The 18391-nt window shown below is 68.1% G+C and carries 15 protein-coding genes and 2 tRNA genes; 1 reads left to right on the forward strand and 16 read right to left on the reverse strand.

The window, feature by feature from the left end; genetic code table 11:
* Positions 1-23: 23 nt before the first annotated feature.
* A complete protein-coding gene (locus tag AC07V5_RS19735; RefSeq protein WP_495117413.1) occupies positions 24-1493 on the reverse strand; it encodes an aminotransferase-like domain-containing protein in 1470 nt (489 codons plus the stop codon).
* Positions 1494-1652: 159 nt separating this feature from the next.
* On the opposite strand from AC07V5_RS19735, the gene AC07V5_RS19740 reads away from it, so the two are divergent.
* Positions 1653-4892 carry a di-heme oxidoredictase family protein gene (locus tag AC07V5_RS19740; RefSeq protein WP_495117414.1) on the forward strand — a complete coding sequence of 1080 codons (3240 nt, stop codon included), beginning with the start codon at positions 1653-1655 and terminating at the stop codon, positions 4890-4892.
* On the opposite strand, the gene AC07V5_RS19745 is transcribed toward AC07V5_RS19740, so the two are convergent.
* The 15 genes from AC07V5_RS19745 to AC07V5_RS19815 form a co-directional block, all read right to left on the reverse strand.
* Positions 4893-6194 (reverse strand): leucine-rich repeat-containing protein kinase family protein, encoded by a 1302-nt coding sequence (locus AC07V5_RS19745; RefSeq protein ID WP_495117415.1) that lies wholly within the window; start codon positions 6192-6194, stop codon positions 4893-4895.
* A gap of 43 nt (positions 6195-6237) precedes the next feature.
* Entirely contained in the window at positions 6238-6582 is a 345-nt protein-coding gene (locus AC07V5_RS19750; RefSeq protein WP_495117416.1) for a zinc ribbon domain-containing protein YjdM, read from the reverse strand.
* Positions 6583-6813: 231 nt separating this feature from the next.
* Positions 6814-7374 carry a hypothetical protein gene (locus tag AC07V5_RS19755; protein ID WP_495117417.1) on the reverse strand — a complete coding sequence of 187 codons (561 nt, stop codon included), beginning with the start codon at positions 7372-7374 and terminating at the stop codon, positions 6814-6816.
* 96 nt (positions 7375-7470) lie between these two features.
* Positions 7471-7546: transfer RNA gene (locus AC07V5_RS19760), tRNA-Asn, on the reverse strand.
* A 54-nt stretch (positions 7547-7600) separates the two neighbouring features.
* A tRNA-Asn gene (locus AC07V5_RS19765) sits at positions 7601-7676 on the reverse strand.
* Between the two features lie 37 nt (positions 7677-7713).
* Positions 7714-9840, reverse strand: coding sequence for a TonB-dependent siderophore receptor (locus tag AC07V5_RS19770; RefSeq protein WP_495117418.1), 2127 nt, complete (start codon positions 9838-9840; stop codon positions 7714-7716).
* A 252-nt stretch (positions 9841-10092) separates the two neighbouring features.
* On the reverse strand, positions 10093-11178 hold the full coding sequence (locus AC07V5_RS19775; RefSeq protein WP_495117419.1) for an NAD(P)/FAD-dependent oxidoreductase: 1086 nt from the start codon (positions 11176-11178) through the stop codon (positions 10093-10095).
* Between the two features lie 13 nt (positions 11179-11191).
* Complete coding sequence (gene fdxA, locus AC07V5_RS19780; protein ID WP_495117420.1) at positions 11192-11515, reverse strand: ferredoxin FdxA; 324 nt, start codon at positions 11513-11515, stop codon at positions 11192-11194.
* Entirely contained in the window at positions 11512-12303 is a 792-nt protein-coding gene (cobA, locus tag AC07V5_RS19785; protein WP_495117421.1) for a uroporphyrinogen-III C-methyltransferase, read from the reverse strand. The genes fdxA and cobA overlap by 4 nt, the downstream gene beginning before the upstream one ends.
* Positions 12303-13592, reverse strand: coding sequence for a sulfate adenylyltransferase subunit 1 (locus AC07V5_RS19790; protein WP_495117422.1), 1290 nt, complete (start codon positions 13590-13592; stop codon positions 12303-12305). The genes cobA and AC07V5_RS19790 overlap by 1 nt, the downstream gene beginning before the upstream one ends.
* The gene (gene cysD / locus AC07V5_RS19795; protein WP_495117423.1) at positions 13592-14557 is read right to left on the reverse strand and encodes a sulfate adenylyltransferase subunit CysD; all 966 of its coding nucleotides are present in this window, start codon (positions 14555-14557) and stop codon (positions 13592-13594) included. Before cysD ends, AC07V5_RS19790 begins: the two co-directional genes overlap by 1 nt.
* The gene (locus AC07V5_RS19800; RefSeq protein ID WP_495117424.1) at positions 14554-15312 is read right to left on the reverse strand and encodes a phosphoadenylyl-sulfate reductase; all 759 of its coding nucleotides are present in this window, start codon (positions 15310-15312) and stop codon (positions 14554-14556) included. Before AC07V5_RS19800 ends, cysD begins: the two co-directional genes overlap by 4 nt.
* Positions 15309-15803 (reverse strand): DUF934 domain-containing protein, encoded by a 495-nt coding sequence (locus AC07V5_RS19805; RefSeq protein WP_495117425.1) that lies wholly within the window; start codon positions 15801-15803, stop codon positions 15309-15311. The genes AC07V5_RS19800 and AC07V5_RS19805 overlap by 4 nt, the downstream gene beginning before the upstream one ends.
* A 3-nt stretch (positions 15804-15806) precedes the next feature.
* Complete coding sequence (locus AC07V5_RS19810; RefSeq protein WP_495117426.1) at positions 15807-17522, reverse strand: nitrite/sulfite reductase; 1716 nt, start codon at positions 17520-17522, stop codon at positions 15807-15809.
* Positions 17523-17524: 2 nt separating this feature from the next.
* Positions 17525-18322, reverse strand: coding sequence for a sulfite exporter TauE/SafE family protein (locus AC07V5_RS19815; protein ID WP_495117427.1), 798 nt, complete (start codon positions 18320-18322; stop codon positions 17525-17527).
* Positions 18323-18391 lie beyond the last annotated feature (69 nt).

An 18391-nucleotide genomic window follows, 5' to 3' on the forward strand; every position in this document is an offset into this window, starting at 1 on the left:
CGGCCCGCGGCCGGCGGGTTCAATCAGGCGCGTTCGAGCGCGGCGGCGAGCTTGTGGATGCCGCCGCGGATGCTGGCCTCGGAGAAGGCCGCGAAGCCCAGGCGCAGGCCCGGCGGCGCGGGATGCTGCAGCCGGTAGGCGGCCAGTGGCGCGACCGTGATGCCGGCGGCGGCCGCGCGGGCGGCGACGTCGGCATCGCGCGTGGCGGCGGGCAGCCAGGCCGTCACGCTCAGGCCGCGCTGGGTGGGCGCCAGTTGCAGCCAGCGGCCGAAGTGCTTGTCCAGGCCATGGCGCAGGGCTTCGGCGCGGGCGCCGTAGACGCTGCGCAGCTGGCGCAGATGGCGGGCCCAGTGGCCGTCGGCGATGAAGTCGTGCAGCACGGCCTGGTCCAGCAGCGAGGGCTGCGCCTGGGTCAGGGCCAGCGCGGCGCAGAAGGGCTCGACGAGGCGGCGCGGCAGCACGAGATAGGCCAGGCGCAGGCAGGGCGCCAGGCTGAAGGCGAGGCTGCCGAGGTGGATGACGCAGTCGGCGTCGTCGGCGGCCTTGAGCGCCTCGGTGGCGCCGCCGTCGAAGATGAAATCGCCGTCGCGGTCTTTGTCGATGATGTACGCGCCGGCCGAGCGCGCCCAGGCGAGCAGGGCTAGGCGGCGCGCGGCAGACAGGGGCCGGCCCAGCGGCATCTGCGAGGCGGCCGCCGTGCAGGCCAGGCGGGCGCGCGGCGCGGCGCGGATGGCGGCGTCGACGCACAGGCCTTGCTCGTCCACCGGCACGGCCACGGTGCGCGCGCCGGCGGCGGTGAGCAGGGCCTGCACGGCGGGGGAGCCGGGGTCTTCGAGCCAGGCCTCTTCGCCAGGGTTGAGCAGCAGGCGGGCGAGCAGGTCGATGGCCTGCCGTGCGCCGGGCACGACGACGATCTGCTCGGCCTCGCAACGGATGCCGCGCGTCAGCGCGAGCTGCTGGGCCAGCACCTCGCGCAGCGGTGCCAGGCCTTGCCATTCGGGGCCTTGCGGCATGCGCAGTTCATGCCAGCGGGCGCGCTTGGCGGCCAGGCGCGCCCAGGTGGTAGCGGGGAAGAGGGCGGGGTCGATGCGGTCGGCCTCGAAGGTGCGCGGCAGCGGGCCGTTGTGGCGCATCACCTCGGCGCCGGCGGCCGCCATCTGCCGGCCGCGGCGTGACAGCGCTGGCGCGAGGGCGAGGGCGCGCGCGCCTTCTTCTACAGCAGACGCCAGCACGGGCTGGGGCGCGACAAAGCTGCCGCGGCCGACGCGGGCTGAGATGTAACCGTCAGCAAGAAGTCGCTCAAAGACTGCGGTGACAGTGGAGCGCGACAGGCCGTGGTCGCGGGCCAGGCTGCGGCTGGTTGGCAGCCGGCTGCCTGGTGGCAGACGGCCGTCGCGCATCGCTTCGCAAAGGGCCGCGTGCAGCCATTGCTGCAGCGTGACGCCGACAGGGCGAGGGCTCAGGGCCAGGGAATGTTCAGCGGCGCGGCGCAAGCGGAACTCGAATTGGTTTGGTGTGTGACAGCTGAATTGGCCCACGACCGAATTAGGGGGTCTGGGCAGCATGCGGGTCATCTCACGCGGGCCTGCCGCCGTCGATGACGACGATGTCATCTTAGGCGGGCCTCTATCGAACAACCTCGAGGAGGACCCATGAAGCGACACGGATTACGCAATCTTTCAACCTTCGGCCTGCCGTTTGCCGTGACGCTGCTGGTCGCGGCCTGCGGCGGCGGTTCGGGCGATACCGCCCAGCCATCGGCGCAGAGCAACGAGGCCGGTCCGACGGCCAAGGCCCTGGCCGCAAGCGCGGGCGAATCGGAGGCGGCGCTGACGCCTGTCAACGTGACGGCGAGTTCGTCAGAGCGCGACGACCTCGGCCCGGCCAAGGCCATCGACCATGACGACAACTCGCGCTGGAGCAGCGGCTTCAGCGACGACCAGTTCCTGGTGCTGGACTACGGCAGCACGGTGACGATCAGCCGCGTGCACATCGACTGGGAGCGCGCGCACGCGACGCAGTACGAGCTGCAGGTGTCCGGCGACGGCGCCAACTGGACGACGATCAAGACCGTCGCCAACAGCCAGGGCGGCAGCGAGGACTGGACAGGCCTGTCGGGCCAAGGCCGCTACCTGCGCATGAAGGGCATCAAGCGCTCTTCGGGCTACGGTTACTCCATCTTCGAAATCCAGGCCTTCTCGGGCGTGGCCCCTGCACCCGCGCCTGCGCCATCCCCCGCGCCAGCGCCTGCCCCGGCCCCCGCACCCAGCCCCGCGCCCGCTCCGGCGCCCGTTCCCGGCCAGCCGGGTGTCGCGGTCAAGCCGGTGACGGCCACGTCTTCTGCGGTGGAAAACGCTGGCAACGGCGCCCTGCAGGCCATCGACGGCAAGCCGGGTACGCGTTGGGCCAGCACGTTTGAAGACGGGGCGTGGATCCAGTTCGACTTCGGCGCCAAGACGGCGGTCGGCTATTTGAAGCTGACCTGGGAGAACGCCTACGGCAAGGAGTACTCGCTGCGCGTGTCCGACGACGGCCAGACCTGGACCGAGTTGCGCCATGTCAGCAACGGGCGCGGCGGCACCGAGGAGTTCTTCAACCTCGGCGCGAATGCACGCTACCTCCGCCTGCAGGGCGTGGCGCGCGCGACCCAGTACGGCTATTCGCTGTTCGAGGCCGAGTTCAAGTCGCCGGGCAGTGACAACACGCTGGCCGATGTCGCCACCTCGGCCATCAAATTCCCGGCCAGCGGCACGGGCCTCGTGCCCCTGCCGACGAGCGCGGAGCCCATCGAGTCGCTGCAGTTCACGCTGCCCGATGGCAGCCTCGTCACGCGCTTTGGCGTGCGCGGCCTGGCCCGCCATGGCCGCGAGCGCGGCGAGGACTGGAACGAGATCGGGTACGGCCCCAACGAGACGGTGGACGCCCTCGGCAACCCGGTCGACCAAGGCCCGGGCAACTTCCTCACCTTCGTGCCCCAGTACTTCAAGAACCGCACCTGGGGCTTCGAGGTCATCGACAACAGCCGCGTGGCCGGTGTGACGAAGCCGACGCTCAAGGTCAACCAGTACTTCACGCAGCCGCAGTTGCCCGGCGGCGTGGCCTGGTTCCGCGCCTTCGACCGGCCCGGCGTGACCGGCTATGGCTGGATGAACCCCGGCGAGCTGGCCGACAAGAGCCTGACGATCTGCCCGCCCGTGGCCTACCCGCCCAACGGCAGGCTGGCGAGCGCCAACCTGCTGAACAACGGCTGCAGCCTGACCGTGAACGGCTACCCCGGCCACGGTGACCTGGGTGCAGACGGCCTGCCCAACGGCAAGAGCGTGCCGGGCCGGGCGCTGGTCGTCGGTGACGTCATCGAGGTGTCGCCGTCCTTCTTCTCGACGACCCAGGCCATGCAGGCCATCGGCGACAACGGCGGCATCCGCTACTACGCGGGTGAGTGGACCTACGTGGTGGGTGTGGGCCTGCGCCCGTCCTACGGCGTGCAGCCGCGGCTGATGAACGCACCGCTGCCGGCAGCCACGCTGTCGGGCGGCGACGGCTCGGTGTCGTACAACTACTCCGACAACGGCCTCTTCATGTTCCAGCAGCCGCACAACCACGCCGGCATGCAGAACATGCAGCGCTTCGTCGAGGGCCGTCGCCTCATCCACACCAACTTCACGACCGGCGACCACAACGAGCCCGGCAACGACCGCTACACCGCGGCCGTCGGCCTGCAAGGCACGCGCTTCAACCAGTCGGCCTGCATCGCCTGCCACGTCAACAACGGCCGCAGCCCGGCGCCGTTTGCCGTCAACCAGAAGCTGGACGCGATGTCCGTGCGCGCCGCGATGCTGGATGCCAACGGGCAGCAGCTGCCGCACTCGCGCTACGGCACGTCCATCCAGATGAATGCGCAAGGCCCCACCGGCACGCCGCAGGACTGGGGCACCGGCGTTCGCGTGGCCGGCTTTGACGCCCAGTCCGTCAAGCTGGCAGACGGCACCGCGGTGGAACTGCGCAAGCCCAAGCTCGCCTTCGACGGCCCGGTGCCTGCGGTGTGGTCGCTGCGCGCGGCTCAGCCCATGATCGGCACCGGCCTGCTCGAAGCCGTGCCCGAGGCCGACATCCTGGCCCGCGCCCGCACCGCGCCGGATGCCGACGGCGTGGTGGGCGTGCCCAACTACGTCTTCGACCCGGAGACAGGCGCCGTGCGCCTGGGCCGCTTCGGCTGGAAGGCGTCCAAGGTCTCGCTGCGCCACCAGGCCGCGGCGGCGCTGCTGCAGGACATGGCCGTCACGTCACCGGTCTACCCGAGCCGCGCCTGCAACAGCGGGCCTCTGGCCTGCTCATCGGGCAAGGTCGATGCCGGCATCTCCGAGGCCGATCTGCAATCCGTGTCGCGCTACCTCGCCCTCATCGGCGTGCCGGCGCAGCGCAGCCTGGCCAGCGGCTTCCCCAAGGGCGTGGCGCCGCTGGACGAGCACCGCGTCGACTCGGTGCAGGTCAGCGCCGGCGCCAGGCTCTTCAGCGACGCCCGCTGCACGGCCTGCCACACGGCGTCCATGAAGACCGGCCCGGGCCATCTGTTCGCCGAACTGCGCAACCAGACCATCAAGCCCTACAGCGACCTGCTGCTGCACGACATGGGTGCGGGCCTGGCGGACAGCTTCATTGAAGGCCAGGCCAAGGGCAGCCTGTGGCGCACCGCGCCGCTCTGGGGCATCGGCTACACCGACAAGGTGATGGGCAACAGCGCCAAGGTGGGCTACCTGCACGACGGCCGCGCCCGCAACCTGACCGAGGCCATCCTGTGGCACGGCGGGGAGGGCGAGAAGTCGAGGCAGCGCTTCGAGGCGATGCCGAAGGCGGATCGGGAGGCGATGCTGGCGTTCTTGAAGTCGCTCTGATCAGCCAGGGAGCAAGCCTGCCAGCGCCTGGGCTACGGCCTGCGCGCTGGGCCGGCTGTCCACGTCGTCGCTCATGCAGGCCGCGGCTAGCGGGGCCAGCGCATGGGTCGGGTCGTTGCAGCAGGCTTGCAATTCCTCCAGCAGACACCCCACGGCGCGGACATCCAGCGCCTGAAGCCGTGCCGCCTGCTGAGGCGGCACGCTGCCGAGGAAAGAAGCGGCGCCGAAGTCACCCAGGCGCACCTGGCCCTGGCCGTCGTGCAGCAGGTTGTGGGCGTACAGATCGCCATGCGTGAGGCCGCGGTCATGCAGGTGGGCCAGCGCGCTGGCCACGCTCGCGGCCATGGACCGTGCAGCGTGGGCGGTGAGCTGCAGCGTGGGGTCGTAGACGTCCCGCGTGCAAGACACGAAGCTGGGCGGCCCGGCGAGTGGGCGGAACTCCGGCCCGACCAGCGGCATCAGCAGGCCCTTGGCACCTGCGGGGTGGCCGTCGAGGTGGCCGAGGGCTGGGATCAGCGCGGCGTGGTCGCCCGCCTGCAGGCAAGCGGCCAGCTCGGTGGCGGGCAGCCCGTCGCTGGTGACCTCGCCTTTGAACACCTTCAGCGCAACCGCGGACCCATCCACATGTGCAGCCCGGTAGATATGGCCGGACGCGCCTTCGCCGAGCAGGGCCTGCACGTCGAGTGCCGCCCAGGGCACGTGGGGCAGCGCCGCCTGTGCGAGCGCGCCAGCCTCTTGCGCTGCACTGAACGGGTTGCCGCCGTAGGCCAGCCATGTCAGCCGCGGTAGCGTGAGCAGCCAGTCGGGCAGGCCTTCAAAGCGGTTGGCCGAGATGCGCAGCAACTCCAGCCGCTCGCAGGCTGCCATGCTGGCCGGCAGCGCAAGCAGGCGGTTGCCCGCCAAAGCCATCTTCTGCAACGTCGGGCGCCTACCCAGTGCGTCTGGCAGTGTCTCGATGCAGTTGTCCGTCAGGATGAGCCACCGCAGGCGCTCCGGTAACGCGGCTGCCGGCACCTCGACGATACGGTTGGCCTTGAAGCCCACCATCTCCAGCGAACGGCACTCGCCCAGTGTCTCGGGCAGCCGTGTGAATCGGTTGTTGGAGCAGAACAGGATGCGCAGTTGATGCAGGCGTGCGAGGTCGTCGGGTAGTTCGTCGAACTCATTGCCGGAGAGGTCCAGCACTTCCAGCGTGTCGGCCAGGGCGTAGACCTCTTGCGGCAACTGGCGCAGGCCAGCCTTCAGGGTCAGGCGCCGCGCGCCATGCAGCTCGCCGGCTCGAAGTCGCTCCAAGGTGTTCAAGACAAGGCTCTCGGTCTGGATCTCGGTGGGAAGGGTGCGCGCATCACGCCTTCTTCACGAACTCCGACTTCAAGCCCATGGCGCCCACGCCGTCGATCTTGCAGTCGATGTCGTGGTCGCCTTCGGTCAGGCGGATGTTCTTGACCTTGGTGCCGAGCTTGACCACGAGGGACGAGCCCTTGATCTTGAGATCCTTGATGACGGTCACCGTGTCGCCGTCCTGCAGCACATTGCCTACCGCGTCACGGATGACGCGAGCTTCGTCTGCAGCAACCGCAACCGCGCTCTGGGCGAGCCACTCGTGGCCGCACTCGGGGCAGATGAGCTGGTCGCCATCCTTGTACGTGTAGGCGGACCGGCACTTGGGGCAAGGGGGCAGGGCGGTCATGACGGCGGTGCTTGGGCGGTAAAGAAAAATCCCCATCCGCTTCCGCGAATGAGGCTTGATTTAGTTCGTCGGCCTGGGCTCGAAGCAGGGACCTACGGATTAACAGTCCATGGTCGAACCAGGAGTCCGTAGATGTGTTCCAGCGGCGCATGATCAATTCAGCGCAGTAGCACCTCGCAGCATGAGGATCATGGCAGCCACTCCGACATACGACGCTTGAAGGGCACCTGATTATTGGAACCCTTGCCAGTGTTCCTCAATCTCCCATAGCGGGCGGTTACCCATCTTCAGGCGCACCGCAGCGATAACTTCCTCGTACTGCTCCGATGTGAACTTGGACCACCTTGCGCGCCGCGCCCGGCCCCAGGCCTCCTTCAAGACACCTTCGCTCTTCGCGTAGAGCTCATCGAGTAGAACGCTATCAATCGGCGGGTGAAGAGCAGCCACCGTCGGGTGGGAATGGTGGCCAGCGCAAACGAGCGCGCCTTTGACGTAGATGTTGATCAGCTTGGCAGCAACACCATGCGTGAATCCTTGAATGCCCAAACGCTCGGCTGAAGCGATAGCAGCCGTCCGCCAAGCCCGATGCGCATCATCAATTTTGCTGGCTGGCGGGAGAAGATCCAGATCGCCGATCAGTTTATGTAGCCCAATCTCTTCCAATATTTGCTGCGCTTGATTGACTTCAAATCTGCATAGGCTCGATGTTGAAGACGCTCTACCGGCGGTCCAGGCTGCGTAACGATGCTTGTGATCTGAAATCTCGTAGGGCATCTCTTGCCGCTCCAGCATGTGGCGATGTCCAAATTGTCGCGCTAGAGGCTAGCGACAGAATTGGCGCGCAAGCAAGAAAAAAGCCCCACCCGCTTTCGCGAATGAGGCTTGATTTGGCTCCCCGACCTGGGCTCGAACCAGGGACCTACGGATTAACAGTCCGGCGCTCTACCGACTGAGCTATCGAGGAAAAGTTCTATATCGGCATGACAAGCGGTTGCGTCATGCGTCTTGGGTTTTCTGTTGGCTCCCCGACCTGGGCTCGAACCAGGGACCTACGGATTAACAGTCCGGCGCTCTACCGACTGAGCTATCGAGGAAACAGAGCCCGTGACTATAGCAGTTCTTTGGATGGCTTCACAGACGGATCTCCAAGCTCGTGCGGAAAGTCCGCGGTGCGAGGGGGTAGAGGTAGCTGTGCTCGTACTGCCAGGGCGACTCGCGCCAGGCGCGGCGGTTGGTGAGGTTGTCGACCGTGGCGCGCCAGATCCAGGTCTGGTTGCCCACGCCCTGGGTGTAGCGCAGGCCGGCGTCGGCCACGGTCCAGGCGGGCACGGGGATGCTGTTGTCAGGCGTTGCGAAGCGGCTGCCTTCGTGCAGCAGGCCGAGCTGGGCTTGCAGGCCGGGCAGCAGGTCCTGGCGGAGCTGGGCCTTGAGCGTGGTTTGCGGCACGTTGGGCGGCACGAGGCCGTTGAGGCTGGCGTCTGCGCTGCCCTCACGGCGTGCGCGCAGGCGTGTGGCACTGGCGAACAGGCCGCCACCGCCCCACTTCAGGTCGGCGCTGGCCTCGATGCCGCGATGACGGGCGTAGCCATCGGCGACGCGTTCGCAGCTCAGCGCGACGTCGCAGCTGCCGATGTCACGCCACAGCGGGCGGCGGATGTCGAAGACGGTCAATGCGCCTTCGACGCGCTGGGTGCCCGTCTTCAGGCCGGCTTCGATCTGGCGGCTTTTCAGTGCGGGCAGGGCCTGGCCGGCGTTCTTGTAGCGCGAGCGGTTGGGCGTGACCTCGCTCTCGACGCCCTGGCCCCAGCTCGCGTAGGCCAGCCAGTCGGCGGTGATGGCGTGGCTGAGCGCCAGCCAGGGTGTCGTGACGCCTTGCGAATAGTCGGTCGCACGCGAGCCATCGGTGCGCACGCTCTCGCGGTGCAGGCGCGTGTGGCGCAGGCCCAGCCAGGCGCTGGTGTCGGCGCCGAGAGCCACGCGGTCGCGCAGGTAGAGCTCGTTGCTGCGTTCGTCGCGGTTGGTGTTCTCGTCGGTCAGGTCGGGCTGGGCGCCGGTGACGGCGCTGCCGTCGATCTTGCCGGTGCCGGCGTAGTTGTAGGCCTGGCGCTGGAAGCGGCTCTTGAACTGGCTGGTGAGGCCGCCGACGGTCAGGTCGTGGCGCAGGCCGGCGATCTGCACGGGCCCGCTGGCGGAGATGTCCAGCGCCGTCGTGTCGCGGTGCTCGTTTTCGCTGCGGAAGTCGTAGAGGTCGTAGGTGCCATCGGGGCAGAAGCGGTCAGCGTAGTAGCTGCCGTCGGCCGCGCTGCAACCGTAGGCGTAGGCCAGGCGGTCGTCTGTGCGCAGGCGCTGGATGCCCAGCGCCGCCTGGGCCCGCCATTCGCCGGCCAGCTTGTGCTGAACGCGTAGCGACGCGTGCGTGTTGTCGAACACGACCGGCTGGCTCCAGGGCTGGTTGTTGAGGTTGATGTTGGGGTCGACGGCGTGCGGGTCCGGCAGGCGGTTGCCCAGCAGGCTGAAGCCCTGCTGGCTGGGCTGGCTCTGGCGGTTGACCTCGATCTCGGCCTCGACCAGCGTGCCGGGGCTCACGCGCCAGTCGGCCGCCAGCGCGGCGGTGTGCGAGTTGCCTTTGCTGCTGCGCAGCGTCGGGTCGAGGTGAGCAGCGGCGACGTTCACGCGCAGGCCGAACTCGCGGTTCGCGCCCAGGCGCTGCGAGTGGTCGACGCTCGCTTGCACGGTGCCGCCCTGGATGGCGCCAAGCACCAGCGTTGTCGCGTCCTCAGCCAGCGGGCGCTTGACGACGAGGTTGACGAGGCCGGCCGGTGCACTGGTGCCTGCCTGCATGCCGGAGCTGCCCTTGAGCACCTCGACGGCGGCCTTGTTGGCCAGCGACAGCGCGGTCTCGCCGCTGATGGGCAGGCCGTCGCGGCGCAGGTTGAAGCGGTTGTCGAGATCGAAGCCACGCACCTTGAGCTGCGACCAGTAGCCGACGGCGTTGTAGCTGTCGGAGACAGATGCATCGAGCTTGGTGATGCCCGAGAACTGCGTGATGCCCAGGTCTGCCAGGCGCTCGGCCGACAGGCTGACGGCCTGCATGGGCAGCTTGGCCGGCGGATCGCTGAAGCCGGTGAGGCCGGGCGCAGCCTCGGTGGCCTTGCCGGTCACGCTGACCTGAGGCAATGTCTGGGCACCGGCCAAGCCGGCAAGGAAGAGAGCTGCGGCGGCGCCGAGCGTGGAGCGGGAAAAAGTGTGAGTTGCCATCGGATTGCAAAGCGATGGCAGGTCGGCAAACGACAGAGCCCAGGGGCGGGAGACGAAGATTCGGCCTGGGCTTTCAGCGTGCTTCCCTGCGCGAGGATTACCTCAGTCAGGTTCAAAGGGACTGTCTCAGTCGGTGGCCGCAGCCATCAACACCCCTAGCGAAGAGCCGCCGGCCCAAGGCCGGCGGTAGGGTGCATTTTAAAAGCAAACGGCCCGCGGGAGGCGGGCCGTTGTCTAGACAAGTGTGGCGCTTCAGTCGAACACCGGTGACTCCACACCCAAGACCTTGTGCAGCTTGGGGCTGGTCGTCGTGTATTGCAGATGCACGCGCTTGTCCGGGAAGACATAGGGCGCGGCGCCGAAAGCCGCCAGCGCGGTCTCGTGGAAGCCACTCAGGATGAGCTTCTTCTTGCCTGGGTAGGTGTTCACGTCGCCGACGGCAAAGATGCCCGGCACGCTGGTTTCGAACTTCTCGGTGTCGACGACGACCTGCTTGCGCTCCAGCGCCAGGCCCCATTCGGCGATGGGGCCGAGCTTCGGCGAAAGGCCAAAGAAGGCCAGCACCTGGTCGCAGGGCACGACGCGCGTGATGCCGTCGTTGCCGGTGATCTTCAAGCCCGTGAGCTTGCCGTCCTCTTCGTCGATGCCGGTGGCCTGGCCGACGATGAATTGCATCTCCATCGCGTCGCAGAGTTCCCGCATCTTCGCGACGCTGGCCGGCGCGGCGCGGAAGCCATCGCGGCGGTGCACGAGGATGACGCTCTCGGCCTTGTGCGGGTTGCCGTCGGCGTGGCCGGCGCAGAAGTTCAAGGCCCAGTCCAGTGCCGAGTCGCCACCGCCAATGATGAGCAGGTTCTTGCCAGCGAACTGGTTCGGGCTCTTGACGCGGTAGTGGATCTGCTCGCCGTCGTATTTCTCGACGCCGTCGACCTTCAGCGTGCGCGGCTGGAAGCTGCCGACACCGCCGGCGATGAAGACGGTCTTGGTGAGGAGCTGCGTGCCCTTGCTGGTCTCGATCAGGAACCGGGCGTCGTCCTGCTTCAGCACCGTCGTCACTTCCTGCCCCAGGTGGAAGGTCGCGCCGAACGGCTCGATCTGCTTGAGCAGGTTGTCGGTCAACTCCTTGCCGGTGCACATGGGCACAGCCGGGATGTCGTAGATGGGCTTGTCCGGGTACAGCTCGATGCACTGGCCACCGGGGTAGGCCAGGCTGTCGATGATGTGGGCCTTGATCTCCAGCAGGCCCAGCTCGAAGACCTGGAAAAGGCCGACTGGGCCGGCCCCGACGATGACGGCGTCGGTCTCGATGGCGTCGGGCCTGATAGCTACTGCCGTCATGAGACGAGAAGGTTCAGCGGATCAGCTCGGGCAGCTTGCCCGTCTTGTCTTTCCAGTCGTCGGCATCGGGCAGCGCGGCCTTGCGCTTGGTGATGCTGGGCCAGTGCTTGGCCAGGTCGGCGTTGAGCTTGATCATGTGGATCTGATCTCCGGGCACGTCTTCCTCCGGCAGGATGGCGTTGACCGGGCACTCGGGGATGCAGACCGCGCAGTCGATGCACTCGTCCGGGTCGATGGTCAGGAAGTTCGGGCCTTCGCGGAAGCAGTCGACCGGGCAGACGTCGACGCAGTCGGTGTATTTGCAGCGGATGCAGGCTTCGGTGACGACGTGGGTCATGGGCAGCTCGGGGAGGTGATGGGCGCCTGGGTGGGCAATGTTTCGGGCGAATCGGCGATTTTAGTCGGCGGCGGCATCTGATCCTGGCCGCAGACGGCGCTGGCGCCTGTCCCGACGGTGACGACGGTGGGGCGGCTGCGGTGCAGCAGGGCCGCGCGAGCAAGGTCGGCCAGGGTGTGCTCGCTGGTGATGGCATCGGCGCAGCCGGCGCGGCTGACGACGAGGGTGGGGGTGTCTGGCGCCCAGCCGGCGGCCAGCAACTGGCGGCTCAGGCCGCTAAGCTGGCGGCCGGCCATGTAGAAGACTTCGGTGTCGGCACTCAGGGCGGCGCGCAGTTCGCCGGCTTCGGTCATGGCCGTGGTCAGCGCCACGCTGCGGCCGCGGCCGCGCCGGGTCAGCGGGCGTTGGGCCTGGGCGGCGGCGGCCAGCGCTGCGGTAACGCCGGGGACGACTTCGCTGGCGATGCCGGCTTCGGCCAGGGCAATCAGCTCTTCCTCCAGGCGGCCGAAGACGCTGGCGTCGCCGCCCTTCAGGCGCACGACGAGGGCATGCTCCTGCGCGGCCTTGACGAGCAGCGCGTTGATCTCGGTCTGCTTGGCCGAATGCTCGAAGCCGCGCTTGCCAACGGAGATCCAGCGGGCGTTGGGTGCCAGCTCGCGCAGGGCCGGGTCGGCCAACGCGTCGGCGAGCACGATGTCGGCTTGCGACAGCGCACGGGCGCCGCGCAGCGTGATCAGGTCGGCGGCGCCGGGGCCGGCGCTGACGAAGATCACACGACCTTGGCTCATCACCAGGCCTCTTCCGCCGGCGCGGCGGCTGGCACGTCCACCAGCAGCGCGCCGCTTGTGCGGTGGCTGGCGGGGTCGACAACGATCAGGGCGCCACCGACGCGGTTGTCCACGAAGGGCTCGACCGGCAGCTCGTGCTGCACCTCCATCTGCACGCGGCCGATGGTGTTGACGGGCAGCTCGTGGGCGTCCTGCGGCTGAAGGGTGTTGATGTCCAGCACCGAGTCGATGGCCGAGATGCGGGCCTGCACCCAGCGGTTGCCATGGCGCACCCAGTATTTGCGGCCGGGCTTGGCGGCTTCGGTGTCCAGCCAGGCCAGCGTGGCCGGGAAGGTCTTGGTGGCCGTGGCCGAGCCGGGCGTGACGATCCAGTCGCCGCGGCTCACATCCAGCTGGCGGTCCAGCACCAGGCCGGCCGAGTCGCCGGCTTCGGCGCTGGCGACGGCCTCACCGGCCAGGCGCACTTCGGCAACGACAGCTGTCTGCTTGGACGGCAGCACCTCGATGGTGTCGCCGGCCTTCACGGCACCGTGGGCGATGCGGCCCCACAGCACGCGTGGCTGCACGCCGGTGCCCTTGGATTGGTAGGCGTCCTTCTGCACGTATTGCACAGGCAGGCTCAGCGGCGCATCGGCGCGCTCGCTCAGCGTGGGCAGGCGCTCCAGCACTTGCAGCAGGCTCTCGCCGTTCCACCAGGGTGCGTCCAGCGGCTGGGTGACGTTGTCGCCCCGCAGTGCGCTGACCGGCACGGTGGCCGCTACGTTCAGGCCGGCGGCGGCGGCGAACTTGTCCAGCGCCGTCTTGACCTTTGCAAAGCCCGCACCGGCGTCATCCAGCGCATCGATCTTGTTGATGGCGAAGACGATGCTGGGCACGCGCAGCAGCTGGGCCAGCAGCGAGTGGCGGCGGGTCTGCGGCAGCAGCGTGACTTCGGCTTCGGTCAGGTCCAGCTTGGTGATGTCCACCAGCACGACGGCGGCGTCAGAGCCGGCGGCGGCCGTGACCATGTTGCGCGTGTACTGCTCATGGCCGGGGGCGTCGGCAATGATGAACTTGCGCGTCTTGGTGGCGAAGTAGCGGTAGGCCACGTCGATGGTGATGCCTTGCTCGCGCTCGGCCTCCAGGCCATCGGTCAGCAGGCTCAGGTCGATGGGGCGGCCGGCGGCGCGGCGCTCCAGCGTGTCGAGCTGGTCTGCCAGGATGGCCTGGCCGTCGAACAGCAGGCGGCCGATCAGCGTGCTCTTGCCGTCGTCAACGGAGCCGGCCGTGAGGAATCGCAGCGCCTTCATCAGAAATACCCTTCCTTCTTGCGCTTCTCCATGGAAGCTTCACTCGTGCGGTCGTCCATGCGGGTGGCGCCGCGCTCACTCACGGTCACGGTCAGCGTCTCGGCCACGACCTCGCTTGCGTTGGCGGCGGGGCTCTCGACCGGGCAGGTGCAGGTCATGTCGCCCACGGTGCGGAAGCGCACCTGAGCTGTCTCGACGATCTCGCCGGGTTCGGGCGGTGTCACGTCGGTCAACGGCACCAGCAGGCCCTTGCGGCGGATGACCTGGCGCTCGTGCGCGAAGTACATCTGCGGCAGCGGGATGTTCTCGCGGGCGATGTAGAGCCACACGTCCAGCTCGGTCCAGTTGCTGATGGGGAAGCAGCGGAAATGCTCGCCCGGGCGGATGCGCGTGTTGAACAGCGTCCACAGCTCGGGGCGCTGCTCCTTGGGCTGCCATTGGCCGAAGCTGTCGCGGTGGCTGAAGATGCGCTCCTTGGCGCGTGCCTTTTCCTCGTCGCGGCGGGCGCCACCGATGAGCACGTCGAACTTGTGCTCCTCGATGGTCTCCAGCAGCGTCACCGTCTGGTGGCCGTTGCGGCTTTCCAGCGGGTGGCTCAGGCGGATGGTGCCCTTGGCGATGGAGTCTTCCAGATGGCCGACGATCAGGCGCTCGCCCATGTCCGCCACGCGCTGGTCACGGAAGGTGATGACCTCGGGGAAGTTGTGGCCGGTGTCGATGTGCACCAGCGGGAAGGGCAGGTGGCCTGAGTAGCCGCTCGGGTGCGCCGCGTTCTTCATCTTGAAGGCCTTCTCGGCCAGGCGCAGCACGACGCAGCTGTCCTTGCCGCCGGAGAAGAGCAGGGCGGGGCGCTCGAAGCTGGCCGCCACCTCGCGCAGGATGAAGATGGCTTCCTCTTCCAGCGCATCCAGGTGGGCGTGGTCGACGTCGGCGATGAGTTGTTCGGGTTTCACAGCAGCATTCATGATTTCGCGTGCAGGCCGCACTCTTTGGAACTGTCCTCCCACCACCAGCGTCCGGCGCGGAAGTCCTCACCCACAGCAATGGCTCGGGTGCACGGCGCGCAGCCGATGCTGGGCATGAACTGGTCATGCAGCGGGTTGTAGGGGACGTCGTATTTCTGGACATAGGCCCAGACCTCGGCCCAGGTCCAGTCGGCGATGGGGCTGATCTTGCGGCGGTTGTTGCCGTCGTCTTCGTCGAACGCCACGTCTCCGCGTGCGCCCGATTGCTCGCGGCGCAGGCCGGTGATCCAGGCGCTGCGGCCTTTGAGCATGCGGCCCAGCGGCTCCATCTTGCGCAGGCCGCAGCAGGCCTTGCGCAGCTCGATGCTCTTGTACATCGCCTCCTCGCCCTCCTTGCGGACGAACTGGATGACGGCGTCGGCCGCGGGCTTGAAGACCTCGACCTCGCGGCCGTAGCGCTCGGCGATGCGCGGGATCAGGGCCAGCGTCTCGGCGTGCAGCTTGCCGGTGTCCAGCGTCGAGATGGCGATGGGCAACTGGGTGCGGGCGATCAGGTCGGTGATGACCATGTCTTCCACGCCCAGGCTGCTGCTCTGCACGAGGCCGTCGCCATGCTCGATGCTGGCGTCGCGCAGGCGTTGCAGCGCGGCGTCGATCTTGGCGTCCAGCGCCGGCGTCCACTTCGCGTACAGGCCGATGGCATTGCCGGCCGCGGGCGCGGCGGCCCAGGGCAGGCTGCTGACTTCGTCACTCACGCGGCGCTCCTGAGGAACCACGGCCGCGTCTCAGCCACGTCGCCTTGATAGAAGCCCACCTCCGCGAACAGGTCCAGTGCCTTCTGCGCTGCGGCCTTGGACTGGTCACCGCGCATCACGACTTCGTCGAAGCCGGTGCGGGCCAGCAGCTGCATCATGTCGACCAGCACTTCGCCGCGGGCGCGGATGGCGCCCTTGAACTTGTGGCGGATGCGCAGGATGTGAGCCTGGCTGTAGGCGCGGCCGTCGGTCCACTTCGGGAAGTCCAGCACGATGACGGCGATGCGGCCCAGGTCGGGCGCGAGCTGGTTGATGTCGGCATCGTTCGGGAACTCGATGGCGACCGGCGTGTTCGCGGGCCAGCGGGTCTTCACGGCATGCCATTGCTCCAGGCTCAGCAGGCGGTTGGGCGCCGGATCCGGATCGGGCTTGGGGCCGTCTTCACCGACGGCATGCTGCCAGGGGCAGGTGGAGGCGTTGATGAACTTCATGGCTTATGCCTTCGCGGTCGAAACCCGCACGGCGTTGGCGGCGGTCTTGAAGGGGTCGAGGCCCAGGCGCTTGACGGCGTCGATGAAATGCTCGCCCGCCTGGCGCTCGCGCTTGAAGGTCTCGATGACGGCGTCGATGGCGTCGGCTATCTCGTCGGCCGCAAAGCTCGGGCCGATGACCTTGCCCGGCACCGTGGTGCCCGACAGCGTGGAGCCGTCGCTGCCGCCCAGCGTCAACTGGTACCACTCGTCGCCGTCCTTGTCGACGCCGAGGATGCCGATGTGGCCGCTGTGGTGGTGGCCGCAGGAGTTGATGCAGCCGCTGATGTGCAGGTCGATCTCGCCGAGCTCTTCGAGCTCGTCCTGATCCTGATACCGCTCGGCGATCTCGGCGGCCAGCGGCAGCGAGCGGGCGTTGGCCAGCGCGCAGAAGTCGCCGCCGGGGCAGGCGATCTGGTCGGTCAGCAGGCCGGCGTTGGGTGTGGCGAAGCCGGCGGCACGGGCGGCCTGGAACAGCTCGGCCAGGTCGGCCTCACGCACCCAGGGCAGCACCAGGTTCTGGCGGTGCGTGACGCGCAGCTCGCCCTGGCTGAACTGCTCGGCCAGCGCGGCGGCGGTGTCCATCACGTCGGCCGAGGTGTCGCCGGGGGCGATGCCCACGCGCTTGAGGCTCAGCGTGACGGCGCGGTAGCCGCTCAGGCGGTGGCCGTGCACATTGCGCGAGAGCCAGCGGGCGAAGGCCGGGTCGCTCTCGTCCAGCGACACGGCGGCCTCGGGCTTCACGCCGTTCGGGTCCACGAAGCAGGCTGCCACGCGGTCCAGCTCGGCCTGCGGAATGATCTGCTCATGGCCGGCCGGGTCGTCGGCCAGGATGCGCTTGAATTCCTCGTTGACGGCGTCGAAGAACTTCTGGCCCTCGGCCTTGACGAGGATCTTGATGCGGGCCTTGTAGAGGTTGTCGCGCCGGCCGGCCAGGTTGTAGCAGCGCACGATGGCCTCGATGTAGACGAGGATCTGCTGCCAGGGCACGAAAGCGTTGATCTCGACGCCCGGGATGGGCGTGCGGCCCATGCCGCCACCCACCAGCACCTGGAAGCCGACTTCGCCGGCTGCGTTCTTCTTCAGCTGCAGGCCGATGTCATGCCAGCCGATGGCTGCGCGGTCTTCCAGGGCGCCGCTGACGGCGATCTTGAACTTGCGCGGCAGGTGGGCGAACTCGGGGTGCAGCGTGCTCCACTGGCGCAGGATCTCGGCGTAGGGGCGCGGGTCGACCAGTTCATCGGGCGCGATGCCGGCGAAGGCGTCGCTGGTGATGTTGCGGATGCAGTTGCCACTGGTCTGGATGCCGTGCATGTCCACGTCGGCCAGCAGCTCCATGACGGTGGCGCTGTCCTTCAGTGGGATCCAGTTGTATTGCAGGTTCTGCCGCGTCGTGAAGTGGCCGTAGCCGCCCTGGCCGGCGAAGGGGCCGTCGGGCTGGCGGTCGTACTCGCGGGCGATCTTGGCGAGTTGGCGCAGTTGCAGCGAGGACAGCTCGCCGTACGGCACGGCCACGCGCAGCATGGGCGCATGGCGCTGGATGTACCAGCCGTTCTGCAGGCGCAGCGCGCGGAAGTCGTCGGTGCCGAGCTGGCCACTCAGGTGGCGCTCGAGCTGGTCGCGGTACTGCGCAGCGCGGGCGTGGACGAAGCGGCGGTCGAAGTCGGTGTAGCGGTACATAGTCAGTGGATCACTTTCCATCCGGCCATCAGCAGTGACGCGCAGAGCAGGCTGCGCACCACGCCATCGGGCAGGCGGCGGGTCAGTTGGGCGCCCAGCCAGATGCCGGGCAGGGAGCCGATGAGCAGGGACACGAGCAGTTCCCAGTTGACGTTGCCAAGGCTGGCGTGGCCTATGCCAGCCACCAGCGTCAGCGGAACGGCGTGGGCGATGTCGGTACCGACGATATCGCGGGCCTTCATGCGGGGATAGATCAGCAGGATCAGCGTCGCACCGATGGCGCCGGCGCCGATGGACGACAGCGACACCAGCACGCCCAGCAGCAGGCCCGACGCGACGGTGAGTGCCGGCTTGCGCGATTCTGGAATCCAGCGCTCCAGCTTCAGGCCCAGCGCCTGCCAGCTTTGCTTGAAGGCCACCACGCCGGCCGTCAGCAGCAGCGCAATGCCCAGCGTGAGCGTCAGCGCCTGGGCCCAGCCCTTGGTGATGCCGGTCAGGTGCATCAGCGCGATGGTGGCGACGGAGGCCGGGATGGAGCCGGCCAGCAGCCGGCGCACGATGGACCAGTTCACGTGGCCGTGGCGGGCGTGGGCAACGGAGCCGCTCATCTTGGTCAGCGCGGCAAACCACAGGTCGGTGCCGATGGCCACGGCCGGGCTCAGGCGGAAGACGGACAGCAGCAGCGGCGTCATCAGCGAGCCGCCGCCCACGCCGGTGATCCCGACGATGAGGCCGACGCCCAATCCGCTAGCAATCGCAATTCCGTCCAGCACCCAAATCACTCCATGGGGCAGCCCCATGCCACCCGAGGGCGCGACTCTAGGGAATGTTGCGGTGCGGCAGAACTATTTAATTCTTCGGGCTATATG

This window comes from Roseateles sp. GW821-FHT02E12 (assembly GCF_059421665.1).